Here is a 14,656-nt window from a genome sequence, read left to right on the forward strand (position 1 = left end):
GGGAGGTGCCCAGTGGCCGGGAACGCGCCACCCTCACCGGCCACACCGCCCCGGTGTGGTGGGGGGCGTTCTCGCCGGACGGCGCCCTGCTCGCCGCTGGCTCCCGCGATGGGACGGTCCGGCTGTGGGCGATCACCTGATCTCAACGGCCATCCTGTGGCCGCGCGGGGCCCGACGAGATCACTAGCCATGCTTGCAGTTGCGCGCACCCTGCAAGCGCAGGTCACGTCATTCAGTGAGCGCCGAATGAGGCCACCGCGAACCCTAGGGACTGTGTGTACAACCCGACTTGAAACGGTCGTTGTCGACGTAGACGACGCGGCTCTCGGGCGCGATGCCCTGGGCGACCTCGTGGGTGTTGTCGATTGCCGGCAGGCCGGTTCCGATGTCGAGGAACTGCCGGATGCCCGCCTCGGCGGCCAGAAACGTCACCGCGCGGCGCAGGAAGTCCCGATTCGCTCGCGCGGTGAGCGGAACGGTGGGGTCTATCGCCAGCATCTGCTCGGCCAGAGCACGGTCGACGGCGAAATTGTTCTTGCCACCGAGGAAGTAGTTGTAAATCCGGGCAGGATGCGGGAGGCGTGGGTCCAACCCGGCTAAGGACTGCTCTTCACTGGGCATGTCCACTCCGTCCTCGGCCGCTGCTGCGCGGTGCACCAGGACATATTCGCACCGCGTTGGACAACTGGTCATCCGGCCGCCGCCGCTGCGCCACGCAGTAGCGATGCGCGCACGGTGGCGGGCCGACGGGCTCCTCTGGCGGAGCCCACCGGCCCGGTTACTTCTTGCCTACTCCTCACCGACGGGGGAGAGGTCGTCGTAGCGTTGGTGAGCGAACGGGATGACGTCCTCCTGCGGCAGGCGCCGCACGACGGCACCGGTCTGGATGCTGGAGCGCTCGGCGATCTCGATGCCGACGAGGCGCCGCACCGGCGGGTCCGCTACCGGGTCGAACCGGGACTCGCGCAGGATGACCTCGCCGTCCACCCGGAACAGCCTGCGGTTCTTCTCTCGACGCTGGACGTGCACCAGCGCGGGATCGTCGTCGAAGCCCTTGCCGTCGGGCGCGGGCTGGAACTTCAGGTAGAAGCTGGTGCGCACCCCGTCGGCCGGCAGTGGCAGCTCCTCGACGAGCTGCCCGTTGATCTCGACGTAGGTCACGCCCAGCCGGGTGAACGAGCCGGTCAGCCGCGTGCCGACGGCCAGGTCGCCGTCGAGGTCGAGGCGGACGTCGGCGATCTTCTTCGGCTCGCCGAAGGTCTCACGGCCGCCGATGACCGACTGCTCGGTCGACATGGGCATCGTGAGGGCGTAGTCACCGACCAGCCCGTCGTGGACGGCGCCGACGCCGAAGGTGCCTGCGCCGAACGGCGGCAGGCCGCGGCCGACGTCGACCCGCGCGATGGTGAGACGCACATGCTCGGGGGCGGACGCGACCAGGGGCGGGGGCAGGACGGACGCGATCAGGCCGGGGTCGGTCTCGTAGATCGCGACCATCGAGGTCGCCCAGGTGTCGACCGAGGTCGCCTCGACCTCACGGTTGCGTAGCTGTTCCGGGGTGCGGGCGCCGTACCGGAGACGAGTACTCACGACGTTTCCTTCCTGCCGTAGCCGATGAGGGCCGGGCACATCTCGGCCTCGATGGGGAGCGACGCCGGCTTCAGCGGCTCGGCGATCTCGGCGACCGTCGGGCCGAACCGGTCGGCGAGCGGGCGCAGCGCCGCCAGGTCGAAGCCGTAGGTGGCGGCGGCGTTCCCGGCGAGCATTCCGTCGACATCCACCGGGTCGACGCCGGCGAACGCGGCCCGCAGCGCCTCGGTCGAGTAGGGGTGGCTGCCCTCCCGGTGCGGGTAGTCGCTGCCCCACATGATCTTGTCGAAGCCGATGCGGCTCGCTGCCGGCACCTCGTGCCCGCGCAGGAAGCTCGCGCCGATACGGACCTGCCGGGCGAAGAACCCGCTCGGTCGCAGGCTCATCCCGCCGACCAGCTCCTTGCCCCAGACCGCCTCCTGCGAGCCGGCGGCGCCGGTGCCCATCCGGTCGAAGAAGTAGTCGAGGCGGGCCAGCTCCTCCGGGACCCACGCGGTGCCCTGCTCGGCGAGCACCAGCCGCAGGCCGGGATGGCGCTCGAAGACGCCGCCGACCAGCAGGTGGGTGAACGCCCGGTGCGCCCACCAGGTGACCTCCAGCAGCAGGATCACCTTGTCCTCGGCGCGCTCACCCGCCGCCGGCGCGGCGCTGCCGCTGTGATGGTTGACCGGCATGTCCAGTTCTTCGCAGACCGACCAGAGCGGCTCGTAGTACTCCGGGTCGTACAGCGAGGGCACGCCGGAGCCGGGGGGCGCGCCCGGCAGCAGCACGCCGCCGAACAGGCCGTTCTCCTTCGCCCAGCGCACCTCGTCGACGGCGGCGCCCAGGTCGTGCAGCATGATCTGGCAGATGCCGGCCCGTCGTCCCGGCGCCGCGGCGCAGAAGTCGGCCATCCAGCGGTTGTGCGCCCGCAGGCCGGCCCAGCGCCGTTCCAGATCGCCCGCGTTCGGAGCGGGTGGCTGCTCGACGAGGGAGTTGTTCGGGTAGAACGGCGGGACGGTGTTCGGGTAGATCACCTCGGCGACGATCCCGTCGGCCTCCAGGTCGCCCAGCCGCCGGTCGGAGTCCCAGTTCCGGCCGCCCAGGTCGCCCTTGAGATCGTCGTAGGGAATGGCGTAGCCGGCGGCCCAGGCGTCGAAGTCGTCCAGCCAGCGGTTCTCCAGGTAAGGGCGGTAGCCGCGCAGGTTCCCGCCGCCGTGGCAGTCGGCCGAGATGACGATGTAGCGGTCGTCGGGTGCTGGTGCCGACACCGCTTCTGTGGTGCCCGCCGTCATTCCGCCACGCCCCAGGGGAGGTCCTGGCCGGTCAGCCAGTGCCGGCCGGCGGTCCGGGCCCGCGCCCATTTCGCGACGTTGGCCGCGTCGTCGGTCTGGCCGAGGCTTTCCGGGGTGACGTTCAGCCGGTCCGCGATCGGGCGCAGCTGGGCCAGGTCGAAGCCGAAGACCTCGGCCGCCGCCTCGCCGAGCATCCGGCGGGACTCGGCGACCGGGACGTCGTGGAAGGTCTTCCTCATCCATTCACGCGAACGCGGCCAGGTGCCCTCGGGGTGCGGGAAGTCGTTCCCCCAGAGCATGTTCTCCAGGCCGATCTCGTAACGCATGCCGATCTCGCGCCGCTTGGTGTTCGACGAGCAGATGAAGCAGTTGCGGTCGAAGTACTCGCTCGGCGACATCGTCAGGTCGCCGAGCGAGCCGAGCTTCTCCGCGCCCTTCTGGCCGAGGTAGAGCCGGTCCCAGAACCACAGCAGGTTCGCCACCCACCAGCAGCCGGCCTCGGCGACGCCGAACCGCAGCCGTGGGAACCGTTCGAAAACGCCCGACCAGAGCAGGAACCACAGCGGCCGCGCCGGCCACCACGTCACCTCGGTGACGTAGATGCCGAGGTGGTCGCCGTAGGACTCCTTGTCCGCCGGGCCGGAATGGGTGAGCACCGGCATCTCCAGGTCCTGGCACAGCTCCCACACCGGGTCGTAGCGCCGGTCGTGGTAGGGCGCCTGGTGCATCCACATCGCGGGGATCATCACGGCGCGCAGGCCGGACTCGTAGGACCGGCGGATCTCGGCGAGCACGTCGTCGAGCGGAGCGGTGATCTGCACCAGCGCTATGCCGCGGCGCCGCAGCGGCGAGTCGGCGCACAGCTCGGCGAGCCAGCGGTTGTGGGCGCGGGCGCCGGCGAGGCCGAGCACCGGGTCGAGGTCTCCGGAAAGTCCGAGCCCGGTGCCGAACGGGGCGCAGGTGCGGCTTTCGACGGCGTCCGCGTCCGGGAAGATGATCTCAGCGGTGATGCCGTCCGCGTCCATCTCCTTGTTACGCCGCGCCGCCTCCCAGCCCCCCTCCAGGCCCTCGGCGTTCTCGGTGAACCATCTCTGCGCGAACTTCGCGTCGGAGGTCCCCATGCGGCGTATTTCCTCGACCGCCGCCGGCCTGCCGGCGAGGAACTCGTCGAACGCGGGGTGGAATTCCTTCTCCAGGTAGTCCYGGTACAGCTCGGTCGGTAATCCCGCGTGGCTGTCGGACGTGATGACGACATACGGCGTCGTGGCGGATGCGATGGCGGTGGTCGGCGTGCCCGCGCCGTCCTTGGGCTCGCTGTTCTCCGGGGCTTTGTTCTCGGGTGCTCCGTGTTCGGACGCGGTGGCCATGGGGCGTCCCCTTCGGCTCGGCCGGCCCCTGGGACCGGCCGCTGGGTCGGCCGCTCGGGCGGCTCGACGGCGGCTGCCTGCCGCCCGATCAGGGAACCTCTTTGCATCAACCATGTCAATCTTCGCACTATGCGAAAAGATGGCGGTACAGTCGCCGCATGTCGTCGCGTCCGCGGCCGTCCCCGCAGACCGACCGGGTCATCGCCGTCGTCGAGATGCTCGCCGGCGCGCCGGGCGGCCTCAGCCAGTCGGAGATCTCCCGGCGGCTCGGCCTCACCGCCGCCACCTGCTACCCGACGCTCGCCGCGCTGGAACGCGCCGGCTGGCTGCGCCGCCACCCGACCCGCCGCACGTACGCCCTCGGCCCCGGGCTGATCGCCGCGGGCCAGGCCGCCACCGCCGGCACCGACGCGCTCGCCGCCGGGCGCGGCCGGATGGCCGACCTGCACCGCCGGCTCGGCCTCTCGGTCGTCGCGCTCGTCCCGGCGGCCGAGTACGCCACGGTCGCCCACCTGGTCGTCGACCCGCGCGGGCGCCCGGTCGCGACGCTGCGGGTAGGCGACACGATCCCGTTCCACCCGCCGCTGGGGATCACATCGATGGCCTGGCAGCCGGACGCCGTCGTCGAGGGCTGGCTGAACCGCGGCGGCGTTTCCGACCCGGCCGATCGCGACGAGTACCGCGACCTTCTCCACGTCATCCGCGCCCGCGGCTACTCCGCCGAGCTGTCCACCTCGCTCGACGAACGGGTCCGCCGGCAGGTCGGCGAAGCCGCCGCGGCCAACCTGCGCGGCCAGCTCCCCGGCCTGCTGCGCGACCTCGCCGCCGGCCTCGCCAGCCCGTCCGACTTCGTCGCCGGCGACCTGGACCCAGCCAGCGACTACCGGGTGGACTCCCTGTCCGCCCCCGTCTTCGACGCCCACGGCGCCGTCGCCCTCGTCGTCTCCCTGCGCGGCTTCGCCGCCGCCATCACCGGAGCCGAGGCCATCCAACTCGGCGTCACGCTCACCGCGGCGACGGACGCCATCACGGCCGACATCGCCGGCCGCCCGCCCGCCATCCTGCTTGGGACTGACCAGGCCTGACGGGCGGGAGGGGAACTCGCTCCCCGCAGGCAGAGATCAGATCGCGGTCAGGTCGCGTCTCCGGGGTCCCACATACCGGTCGGGTCGAGCTGGAGAGCGAAGGGCCGGCCGGGGTGGTCCGTGGCCATCGTCCGCTCGACGGTGGCGAGCAGGTCGGTCAACCGATCACTGCGTAGGACCCTGTCCGATGGCAGTACAGCCCACCACGTGCCGCCGGTCTCCGCGGGGCCGAAGGCAATCACCGGCGGCTCAATCATGGCCCGATCATATTGCGTTCCGCCGCCGCGCCGCCCGCTGTGCAACTCCTGATCGCCGTGCGCGAGGCGTAGTGGGTCCGCCGGGAATCGCCTGCGCGRCTCATGCGCCGTCGAAAACCGCGTTTCGAACCCACGTGGATGTGGCTCGTATTACTCCCGCGGACAGGCGGGCGGGAGGGGGAGACCGCTCGGTGGGCGGGCGCACAGCAGTGCCCAGGCGGCGAGGGTCGAGGCGTCCTGGATGACGCCGTCGGCGAGCATCGCCAGCCAGTCGCCGTGGCTGAAGCGGTGGGCCACCAGGTCCTGCTCCTCGACGCTCGGGGCGCGGGGGCCCTCGGTCAGGTCGGTGGCGAGCCAGACGTGGCAGCCCTGGGTGGAGTAGCCGTAGGCGGTGAACAGCCGGCCGACGTGGTCGAGCCGGCCGGCGCGCAGGCCGGTCTCCTCCCGCAGCTCGGCCGCGGCGAGCTCCGCGGGGTCGACGCCGGGCCGGTCCTCCCAGGAGCCCTGTGGGAACTCCCAGTACCGCCCGCCGACAGGCCAACATGCTACGGGACATATATAACGTGCATCACATATCCGCTCCATCGCGGGGCTGACCCGCGCTAGCTGAAGCAAGCACCTCGGAGTGCGGCCTGCGGGCTTGCTCCCGTCGCCGTCTCGACAGGGGCCGGTCGGTCGCGGTCGCGGTGGGCGTAGCCCTGGTGGGCGTTGGGCTCGGGCGGCCGGCGGCGTAGTCCTGGTGGCCGGCCGCGTGCCGATCGGAATCCGGCGCGCACATTCTTCGCGGGCCGAGAATTGCAAGAAATTGGCCGCGTTACCTGCCCGATTTACCTGCCTGGATTTCTCCATTCGGCTGCGCCCACCAGATGGAACGCCTATAGTGGTAGGTGGAAAGATAACTCAATAAGGCGGCCCGGAGCGGTGTTACCAGCACCAACCCCGGGCCTAGATCCCAAACCTTGAGCAAGCAAGGAGTGGAACCTGATGGCTATCATGCCAGATCGGTTGATCAGCGGCGACGGTGAGGTTGAGCTGTCGGTCGCGGAAAAGGTCGCTGTCGTTCTCGGGGCGTTGCCGGGGACGCGGGTGCATCGGGGTGAGGTGCCGGTGCGAGCGGCGCTGTTCACCCGACAGGCGTCGGGCTCGGCGGCGGAGGTACCTGGCCAGCACGCGGCGTTCAGGGCGGCGTGTGAGGTCCGGGGCTGGTCGGCGGGTGGTTCGGTCGGGCAGATCGGCGGCGGATTCCGGGCCTGGCAGGCGGTGCTCCGGCTGGTACAGCGGGGCCGGTATGACGTGGTCGTGGTCGACACATGGGATCGGCTCTCGGCGACGGAAGCCGGGAAGATCCACGCCCTACGGATGGCGCGCCGGGCAGGGGTGCGGCTGCTGATCAGCGAAGAGGGTATCGACTCTGGCGACCCGATCGGGCTGGCGCTGGTCGACTCGCTGATCAGCGCTGGCGCTGCGGTGGCGTCCCGGTGAGCGGCGAGAACGGCTGGCCGGCGGCTCGGCCACGTGCCCACGTCGTCCCGCTCGACGGTGCCCGCCATGCGGTCACGTTGCGCTCGGGTGCCACGCCGCGTGACCTGGTCGGGGTCGTCTCGATGCTGCCGGCGTCGTTCCTGGTCGACCACTTCGCGTCGCGTCCGCGTGGCGGGACGGCGGTCACGCTGGTCTTTCAGGAATTCCCGGCCGGTGTCCGCGACGGTGAGGCGGTCTCGGTGCGGCCGTGTGCGGTGCCTGACCTGGCTGAGGCGCTGACCATTCCCGGTGACCCCGACAGCTCGGACGGCTCGGCGGACGACGGGGGCGGCTGGGTGCCTGCGGTCGGGACGGACGTCGTTCCGGACCCTGGGCTGACTCCGTATCAGTTCGCGGTGTGGGAGGTCATCACGGCGGCCGGTGACGGCGCGGCCGGTGCGCGCATGGTCGGCCTGGTCATGCGGATGCGACCCGAAGAGGTTATGCACCTGGCGGACCTGCTGCGCGTCCGGCGCCCGTCGCGGTGTTCCTGCCGGGCCTGACGCTTCCCGGTCCCACGGCGGCCGGTGGTCCTGCTCACGGGGCTGCCGGCCGTCGCCGTGTCCGGGGCCTCGGGGCTCTGCCCCGTCATACCCCTGGCTGAGCGGGGCTTCTCCGGTGGGCAGGCAAGCTCTGCTTTGCCACAGGGTTCCCGGCCGTGCAAGACCGCCCGACGCTGCTTGCGCCCATCGTGTCTGGTGGCGGTCTTGCGCGGTCGGGGTTCCTGTGGCAACCCTCTGGGTGCCTGCTCACCGGAGGAGACACGCGGACTCTCGCTTGCCCTGCCCCTCTCCGGAGGCGGCCGGGGGTTCGGGGGCTGGCCCCCGAGCACTAGACCGGACCCGCGTCACCTGACGGCCATATCGGCGGGCTCGCGGGGTGTGCTGACGGATTCCGCGGTGACCCTTCCGGCTCGTCAGCGACGGGCCGACGCATCCGACGCGCGCGGGCGGGTGGCAGCCCGACACGCCCGGGGGTGCCGGGCGCGCCAGCGCCCGGCGGGGCCCCCGGGCGTGGCGGGATGACGGGTCCTGCCCGTGCGTGGCGTGTGCGGCGGCACGGCGCGCGCCCCGAAGGGGCGCCTTGAACCCGTACAGAAACTCTGCGACGGCGATCTTAGTCCGGCTCGGGGCTGTTACGGCGGGCGGCTCTGCCTGCCGGTCGAGGCCCGCCCGGGAAGGGCAGAATAAGCGCTTGGGCGCTCACCTACCTCTGGAGGCGGCACGTGAAGTCAAGCGAGTTCTGGCCCTACGCGGACCGCCTGATCTTGGAGGCGGCGTGTCCGCCAATCACCAAGATCGAGACTTTCGAAGCCTGCGGTTACGTCGACAAGCCCTGGGGACATCGGCTGACGTTCGACACGGGCTCGACGGCCTACGTCATGTGGGTGTTCGCCAATCCGGTAGGAATGGCCCGCGCTCCGGAAGGTGAGCCGCTCGCACCGGTCGACCTGCCGTCGCTGGCCCCCTCCGGGAACGGGTACCTAGTCCGCGACATCGAGGGTTGGATCGCTGCGGTGCTGGTCAACGGCGGAAGCTCGCAAGTGAAACAGGTCCGACGGTACTCGCTGGGCGAGACCAGCAGCACCTTTTACAAAGTCGGCCTGAGTGTGGACTTCTACAGCGGCGCGCACGCCTGCGGGATGTTCGTCCACACGCTACGGTCCGGCGATCAGCCCATGGCGCATCGGGAGCATCAGGTCGCCGAACGCATCTGAAGGCAGACGGAAGCGACCCCGTCCCCTTTCGGGTGCGGGGTCGCTTGGCGTTAGCCGATCAGGGACTGGTTCCACTGCCGGGGCAGCGTTCCCGACTCGGCGGCGCCTTCTGGTGTTCCGAGATCACGCCGTTCGAGACGCCCACCCGCTGACCGCAGGTCCCGCAAGTGACGGCATTGTTGAGTAATCCGCTGGTCATGATTTTCCCTCGTTTCTTCTGGTGGTGCTTTCCCTGGTCTGGGTGGCCCGTCTACACGCGGGATGGGACATCGCCGGCTGGCGGTCTTCAGCGCGTGCCGTGTTGAGATATGGCTCTACGACTGGCCTGCTGCGCTATGACAACGCGACCTGTGGCCTGGTGTCCTGGGCGAATGCTTCGAGTTCGGCGGCTATGTCTCGTGCGATGGCCGCACCGTGGTAGTTCGGTGCGGTCAGTGCGTCGTGGATGCGCTGGGTATCGACAAAAACGCCGTAGACGCGGTGCTGCGTGGGTAGCGTTAGGACAGGTGCCAGTGCCTCGCGGGCGCCGTCGGGGTCGCCACGGCGGACGCGAGCGAGCGCTAGCGCCAGGTAGGAACCGTCTCGGCAGCCATGGTCGTGCTGGGAGTTAGCCGAGGTGGCGAACGCGGCGACTGCCGCAGAGGCGGCCTGCTCTGCGGCTGCCGGATCGGGGAGAAGCGAGTAGGCGTCGGCGGCGATGTAAAGGGCGTCGGCATCGCCTGAGGTGAGTTGTCCACCGAACTCGTCTAGGTCGTCGTCGTCGCGCCGTTCGCGTACGGCGTCGGCGGCGTTGAGCGCGTCGCGGGCCTCGCGGACGTCTCCCACTGCGGCGAGAGCGCGAGCGCGTAGGTAGGAGTGTTTGACGGCTGAGGCGCCACGGACAGCCACGGCGTCGGCGTCGGCCACCAGGGTGTAGCGGAGTGACTCGTGGTGCCATCCTGCCCATCGGGCGCTGCTGGCTTGTTCGTTGCGGATCCATAGCCGCAGCGCGGGGTTGCCGGCGCGGTCTGCGCAGAGAAGCGCGGTCCTGGTGTGTGTCATGGCGGCGTCTAGCTGGCCGACATCGCGCGCGGCGCGGGCTAGGAGTCCGGAGGTCGCGCCAGCGAGAAAGTACAGGTCTCGGGCGTGGTCGGGCTCGGGTGCGTCCAGGTGGCGGAAGATGAAGCGCTGCGCGGCGGCCAGGCTTGGAATGAGGGCGGGTCCGCCCTCGGTCGGGAACGCGCGTGCGATGYGGCCCAACTCGTTTCGCAGCAGGGTTACCGCATCGGCGGTGGCGGCGGCGCTCTGGGCGCGACGCAGGAACTCGGCGGCTTCTTCGGTGGCCATGACTAGCCCTCCCACTACAGGCGGAGAGCCAGGGGGATGGCTCCCCGATACCCCACTGTAGGGCGGAGGCTGCGCGCTCGGTGCGCTTCTGGCCGACGGGCCTAACTCGACGCTGGTGGCTGGGGGGTCCCCTGGGGCAAGCAGCCGTTCGACCGACACGCCAAACATGTGTTCTAGGACACGGGGTGCTGGTTGGTTGGGGCGGCTCACCTCGCCGGCTAGCCAACGCTTGGCGGTCCGGTCGCCTAGAGACCGCATCGGCGCGTTGAGGTGGGTCGCGGCCTCGACAAACGCGCTGCGGAACTGCTCAACGGTCCAGCGGCGATGAACCAGAAGCAGCGCAAGCAATGTACGCGGTCGGGGGGTCGGCGCCATGGCGTCCTCGATGTGCGGCGATGTTGTCACGGATCGTCGCGCATGTCGGGCGGGCTGTCATCGGGTCAGTACGCCCGGCGGAAGGTGACCCTATCGCGGTCCTGATTGTCACCGTCTCGGCACTATCGGCGCCACTGTCAGAAGTCGGTCGATGGCCGATTGTCAACGGTGCCGCTTCTGGTCGGGCTGGCCTCGTTCCCCCGGCCAGGGGCGGCCTTCAGACAGGGCTGCGGACAGGTCGTGCACAGCGGCCGAGCAGGACCAAGGCGGGAGCCGAACCATGCTCATGAAGATCGCGCCAGGGGACGACCGAGAGGCGGGGCCGGCGTCGGACGGGTCCAGCGGACAGGGCCGTGCCCTGGGAAGGGCCGCGCGTCTGGTCGACGGGTCGGGCCTGGGCGGCGAGGTGGCGGTGGTGTCGCTGTCGTTGCCGCAGAAGTCGGGGCTGCTCGTGCGGCGGCGGCGGCAGGAGCGTCGGGTGTCGCGGCGTGCGGGGCGGTTGCCGGTCGCGGCGGGTGGGCGGCGGGCTGTGCTGGCGGCGCGGTCGGCGTCGGTGGTCGGTGAGGAAGACGGGTTGGAGTTCTTCTCCGTCGGGCCGGCGGAGGTGACGCGGGTGGGGGTGTCGATGGGCCGGATGTCGCATCTGGAGTCGGTGACGCTGTTTCCGCTGTGGGTGTCGCCTGGGCGGACCGCGTTGGCGGTGGCGTTGGCGGATCTGCTGCGCGCGGAGCGTGGGGACGGTCTGCCGGTGGTGACGTGTGGGGGGCGTCCGGCGGTGGGCGTGGGTCGGTCGGCGGTGCCGCATCTGGTGAAGGTCACGGAGGGGTCGGCGTGGCGGGTGGTGCCGGTCTGGGAGGTGGTCGCGTGGGAGGACGTGGCGGCCTGGTTGGCGGTCGTGGCGGGGCGGGGGGTCGTGGCGTGAGTGACGTGACGGTGGTGTTGCGGGTGCCGCCGCCGTGGCGGCGTGCTCGGTGGCTGCGGCCGGTCTCGGCGTTGGAGCGGGCGGCGGCGCGGCGGATGCGCTCAGGACTCGGCGGTGAACCAGGGGCGACGGATCGAGGACACGGGGGTCAGATGATCGTGAGATTGGAGTACGGGCCGGGGGTGGAGTCGGAGGCGGCGATGACCGCCCCGGAGGGGATGACGGCTGCGGACGTGGCGGCCGGTCTGTTGGCGATCCTGCCGGGTGTGCGGCGGGTGCGGGTCTGGGAGGACGGTCAGAGTTTCCTGGATGTGCCGGCGGTGGACGCTGCGCGGGAGCGGCCGGCGGTGGATGTGGGCCTGCTGCTGGGGGAGGCGGATGCGGGCCTGTTGGCGGAGGTGGCGGTGGTCCTGGGTCTGGATGCGGGGCTGTCGGCGCTGGCGGGCGGCGCGCCTGGTAGGGCTGCTGCGCCTGGTGGGCACGCGGGGGGCGTGTCGTGACGTCGGCGGACGGGGAGATGCGTCGGTTGGCCTCTGAGGACGGGGGGTGGTCTGAGCCGGTGTCGGTGGACGTGTCGGTGGCGCATTCGGCCCGGATGTACGACTACTACCTGGGCGGGAAGGATCACTTTCCGGCGGACGAGGAAGCGGCCGAGCGGGTGTTGAAGATCGTGCCGGATCTGCGGATCGGGGCGGCGGAGAATCGGGCGTTCCTGCATCGGGCGGTGCGCTTCCTCGCGGCTGAGGCCGGGGTGGATCAGTTCCTGGATATCGGTACGGGGATTCCGACGGCGCCGAACCTGCATGACGTCGTGCAGGGGGTGAACCCGGCGGCGCGGGTGGTGTACGTGGACAACGACCCGTTGGTGTTGACGTATGCGCGGGCGTTGTTACGGTGCAGGCCGCCGGGGCTCACGGCGTATCTGGAGGCTGACGTGCACCAGCCGGAAGGCATCCTGGCCAGCGGTGTGGTGCRGGACACGCTGGACCTGTCGCGGCCGGTCGGGTTGTCGCTGCTCGCGCTGCTGCATTTCGTCCCGGACGAAGCCGGGCCGGGAAAGATCGTGGCGGAACTCGTGGAGGCGCTGGCGCCGGGTAGCTGGCTGGTGCTTAGTCACGGCACGGGTGACTTCGCGCGGGCGGCGGCTGAGGCGGGTGCGCGGATCTACCAGCAGAGCAACATTCCGTTGCAGGTGCGTAGCCGCGCGGAGGTGACGGCGCTTCTGCCGGCGGGGCTGGAGATCGCCGATCCGGGGGTGGTGCCGGTGCATCGGTGGCGACCGGCGCCTGAGGCTGCGACGTATCGCGATGAGCAGATCGGTATTTACGGTCTGGTCGCGAGGCTGCGGTGAGCGCGGCCGGTGGGAGCGTGGGGCCTGTGCCGGGTGGGGCGGTGGTGTGGGTCGTGGTGGCGCGGGACGCGGAGAGGATTTGCTGCGCGGTCTGCACGTCCGAGCAGCTGGCGATGAGCGCGGTGTCCGCGCTGGAGGAGCGGGGCGTCAGTGATACGGACGTGATCCCGGTGGCGGCTGTGGATCGGCTGATGCTGTTGCCCAAGCGGCGAGACGTGACGCTCGGCGAATGGGTGGGGATCAGCACGGCGCCGTTGAACTGACGGCGCCGCAGACCGTCCCGGCGGGTTGGCGTGGTCGTGGTCGTGGTCGGGTGTGGCGGGGGCATAGGCCGTGGGTCTGTGTCCCCGCGTTCGCGTGTCCGGGTGGGGCGGGGTCAGGCGCTGCGGCGGGGGCGGCGGGGGACGAAGGCGCTCAGCGGTGGGGGTGCTAGGCGGGGGATGCGGAATCCGGGGATGGGGGTGTCGGGGTAGGTCGCGCTGGGGTCGGCGCGTTCGATCAGGGCGGCGATCAGGGTGTCGATGACGGCGGCTTCGTACTTGCGGTGGAACCAGTCACCGGTGACGCCGCGGTAGAAGTTCCCGGCGGTCTCGCGCCGGGCGGTCAGGGTGGTGAGGGGTGGCTGGCCGATGCCGAGTAGGGCGCGGGCGGCGTCGTCGGCGGGGTCGGGTAGTGCGGTGGCGGTGGTGGTGAGGATGTCGGCGGCGTCGGCGGCGGCGGCCAGGGTGCGCCGGCCGGTGAGCAGGGAGACCAGGAGGGGCGTGTGGCGGTGGAGGTGGCCGGGGGTGGTGTCGCCGGTCTTGGTCAGGGCGGTCAGTTCGGCCTTGAGGCGGCGTTCTAGGCGGGTTGTGTGCGTGGTCATGGCAGGCCGGGGCTCCTGGGGGCGGGATGTTCCGGGGTGTGTCCGTTCCCGATGATGGCCGGTGTTGCTGAGTCCGTACAGGCCATATCACGCTCTGTGTCCTCATTAGGTCACGTTTTCCTCTAGATGCCATCGTTCACCGTGGGTAGCGACGAACACGCCGCGCGACGGGTCGGGTCGGCTGCTGCCGCCGGGCGGCCGGTCGGTGTCGGCTGCGGGGCTCGCGCCGCTCGACTCCGGGTTTTCTCCGGGTTTTCTCCGTGTCCGCTCCGGGTCTGTGTGTACTCCGGGTCTGGTCCGGGTTTTCTCCGGGTCTACTCCGGGTTTTCTCCGAGTCTGGTCCGGGTCCGTGTCTACTCCGGCTTTTCTCCGGGTTTTCTCCGCGTCTAGTCCGGGTTTTCTCCGGGTCCGGGTTTTCTCCGTGAAAACTCCGAGAAAACTCCGTGTCGCGGGGTGGTGACTTTCTGGCGGGGGGCGTGGATCGTGGTTTTCGCGGCGGTGGCCGCCCGGAAACGGGGCGGGCCGTGCGCGGTCTCGTCGGTTCCTATGTGGAGGTGTTGTCGTGCGTGTTTATCGGCGGCCGTGGTTCTGGCCGGCTGTTCTGTGGGTCTGCGGTCTGTATCTGACGCTGGCCGGGCTCAGTGGTGACGCGCCGTTTCTGGCGGCGCCGCTGGGCGCGGGCATGGTCTGGGCTGCGGTCGTCTGGCGGCGCGGCTAGATGGACCCGAACGTGCAGGTCAGACCGTGGTCTCCTGAGGATGAGCGGTCGCGGGTCGCGTCTGAGCGCCTGGTGGCGGTCGCGATCCTGACGATGATCGTCGGTTTCCTCGTGTCGATGATGATCGGCGTTTTTCTGGGCTGGCTGGTCGCGTCCGGCTCGCCTTCTGTGCCGGTTGTTCCGGTGCCTGTGGTCGTGCTGCACACGTAGTAGCGCATTGCATCGCAGGTCGTTTCTGTCTTTCTTCCTCTTCTCGGGTGTGGCTGTCGCCTGCCCGAAAACGTCCGCCCG

The 14,656-nt window shown here is 70.4% G+C and carries 18 protein-coding genes; 10 read left to right on the plus strand and 8 right to left on the minus strand.

Annotated features, from left to right (window positions below; translation table 11 throughout):
• The first annotated feature begins 5 nt into the window (after positions 1–5).
• A complete protein-coding gene (locus tag BL253_RS44760; protein WP_081438417.1) occupies positions 6–140 on the plus strand; it encodes a WD40 repeat domain-containing protein in 135 nt (44 codons plus the stop codon).
• Positions 141–264: 124 nt separating this feature from the next.
• Here the strand turns inward: BL253_RS44760 and BL253_RS17260 are convergent, their stop codons facing one another.
• The 4 genes from BL253_RS17260 to BL253_RS17275 form a co-directional block, all read right to left on the minus strand.
• Entirely contained in the window at positions 265–621 is a 357-nt protein-coding gene (locus BL253_RS17260; protein ID WP_076818247.1) for an SAM-dependent methyltransferase, read from the minus strand.
• A 168-nt stretch (positions 622–789) separates the two neighbouring features.
• On the minus strand, positions 790–1,590 hold the full coding sequence (locus tag BL253_RS17265; protein ID WP_076818148.1) for an acetoacetate decarboxylase family protein: 801 nt from the start codon (positions 1,588–1,590) through the stop codon (positions 790–792).
• Positions 1,587–2,864, minus strand: a complete 1,278-nt coding sequence (locus tag BL253_RS17270) for an amidohydrolase family protein (protein ID WP_076818249.1) — start codon at positions 2,862–2,864, stop codon at positions 1,587–1,589. The genes BL253_RS17265 and BL253_RS17270 overlap by 4 nt, the downstream gene beginning before the upstream one ends.
• On the minus strand, positions 2,861–4,231 hold the full coding sequence (locus tag BL253_RS17275; RefSeq protein WP_081438404.1) for an amidohydrolase family protein: 1,371 nt from the start codon (positions 4,229–4,231) through the stop codon (positions 2,861–2,863). Before BL253_RS17275 ends, BL253_RS17270 begins: the two co-directional genes overlap by 4 nt.
• 158 nt (positions 4,232–4,389) lie before the next feature.
• On the opposite strand from BL253_RS17275, the gene BL253_RS17280 reads away from it, so the two are divergent.
• Entirely contained in the window at positions 4,390–5,316 is a 927-nt protein-coding gene (locus BL253_RS17280) for an IclR family transcriptional regulator (RefSeq protein ID WP_076818150.1), read from the plus strand.
• Between the two features lie 47 nt (positions 5,317–5,363).
• Here BL253_RS17280 and BL253_RS17285 read toward each other — a convergent pair whose 3' ends face one another.
• The gene (locus BL253_RS17285; RefSeq protein ID WP_076818152.1) at positions 5,364–5,573 is read right to left on the minus strand and encodes a hypothetical protein; all 210 of its coding nucleotides are present in this window, start codon (positions 5,571–5,573) and stop codon (positions 5,364–5,366) included.
• Between the two features lie 150 nt (positions 5,574–5,723).
• Positions 5,724–6,188 (minus strand): NUDIX domain-containing protein, encoded by a 465-nt coding sequence (locus tag BL253_RS17290; protein ID WP_241834879.1) that lies wholly within the window; start codon positions 6,186–6,188, stop codon positions 5,724–5,726.
• Between the two features lie 369 nt (positions 6,189–6,557).
• On the opposite strand from BL253_RS17290, the gene BL253_RS17295 reads away from it, so the two are divergent.
• From BL253_RS17295 to BL253_RS17305, 3 genes are all read left to right on the plus strand, one after another.
• A complete protein-coding gene (locus BL253_RS17295; RefSeq protein WP_241834880.1) occupies positions 6,558–7,055 on the plus strand; it encodes a recombinase family protein in 498 nt (165 codons plus the stop codon).
• Entirely contained in the window at positions 7,052–7,597 is a 546-nt protein-coding gene (locus tag BL253_RS17300; protein ID WP_076818154.1) for a hypothetical protein, read from the plus strand. The genes BL253_RS17295 and BL253_RS17300 overlap by 4 nt, the downstream gene beginning before the upstream one ends.
• A gap of 722 nt (positions 7,598–8,319) precedes the next feature.
• Positions 8,320–8,811 (plus strand): hypothetical protein, encoded by a 492-nt coding sequence (locus tag BL253_RS17305; protein ID WP_076818156.1) that lies wholly within the window; start codon positions 8,320–8,322, stop codon positions 8,809–8,811.
• 333 nt (positions 8,812–9,144) lie between these two features.
• Here the strand turns inward: BL253_RS17305 and BL253_RS17310 are convergent, their stop codons facing one another.
• Positions 9,145–10,137, minus strand: coding sequence for a hypothetical protein (locus BL253_RS17310; RefSeq protein ID WP_076818157.1), 993 nt, complete (start codon positions 10,135–10,137; stop codon positions 9,145–9,147).
• 655 nt (positions 10,138–10,792) lie between these two features.
• On the opposite strand from BL253_RS17310, the gene BL253_RS17315 reads away from it, so the two are divergent.
• The 4 genes from BL253_RS17315 to BL253_RS42320 all read left to right on the plus strand — a co-directional run bounded on the left by BL253_RS17315 (position 10,793) and on the right by BL253_RS42320 (position 13,048).
• Positions 10,793–11,434, plus strand: coding sequence for a hypothetical protein (locus BL253_RS17315; RefSeq protein WP_076818158.1), 642 nt, complete (start codon positions 10,793–10,795; stop codon positions 11,432–11,434).
• Positions 11,435–11,634: 200 nt separating this feature from the next.
• Complete coding sequence (locus tag BL253_RS17320; RefSeq protein WP_131831510.1) at positions 11,635–11,934, plus strand: hypothetical protein; 300 nt, start codon at positions 11,635–11,637, stop codon at positions 11,932–11,934.
• 59 nt (positions 11,935–11,993) lie between these two features.
• A complete protein-coding gene (locus BL253_RS17325) occupies positions 11,994–12,785 on the plus strand; it encodes an SAM-dependent methyltransferase (protein ID WP_274535219.1) in 792 nt (263 codons plus the stop codon).
• Between the two features lie 41 nt (positions 12,786–12,826).
• Positions 12,827–13,048 carry a hypothetical protein gene (locus BL253_RS42320; protein WP_158230369.1) on the plus strand — a complete coding sequence of 74 codons (222 nt, stop codon included), beginning with the start codon at positions 12,827–12,829 and terminating at the stop codon, positions 13,046–13,048.
• A gap of 113 nt (positions 13,049–13,161) precedes the next feature.
• Here the strand turns inward: BL253_RS42320 and BL253_RS42325 are convergent, their stop codons facing one another.
• On the minus strand, positions 13,162–13,647 hold the full coding sequence (locus BL253_RS42325) for a hypothetical protein (RefSeq protein ID WP_076818161.1): 486 nt from the start codon (positions 13,645–13,647) through the stop codon (positions 13,162–13,164).
• A 718-nt stretch (positions 13,648–14,365) separates the two neighbouring features.
• Between BL253_RS42325 and BL253_RS17340 the strand changes: the two genes are divergently transcribed.
• Complete coding sequence (locus tag BL253_RS17340; RefSeq protein ID WP_076818162.1) at positions 14,366–14,575, plus strand: hypothetical protein; 210 nt, start codon at positions 14,366–14,368, stop codon at positions 14,573–14,575.
• The last annotated feature ends 81 nt before the right edge of the window (positions 14,576–14,656 follow it).

This window comes from Pseudofrankia asymbiotica, from assembly GCF_001983105.1.
Taxonomy (GTDB): domain Bacteria; phylum Actinomycetota; class Actinomycetes; order Frankiales; family Frankiaceae; genus Pseudofrankia; species Pseudofrankia asymbiotica.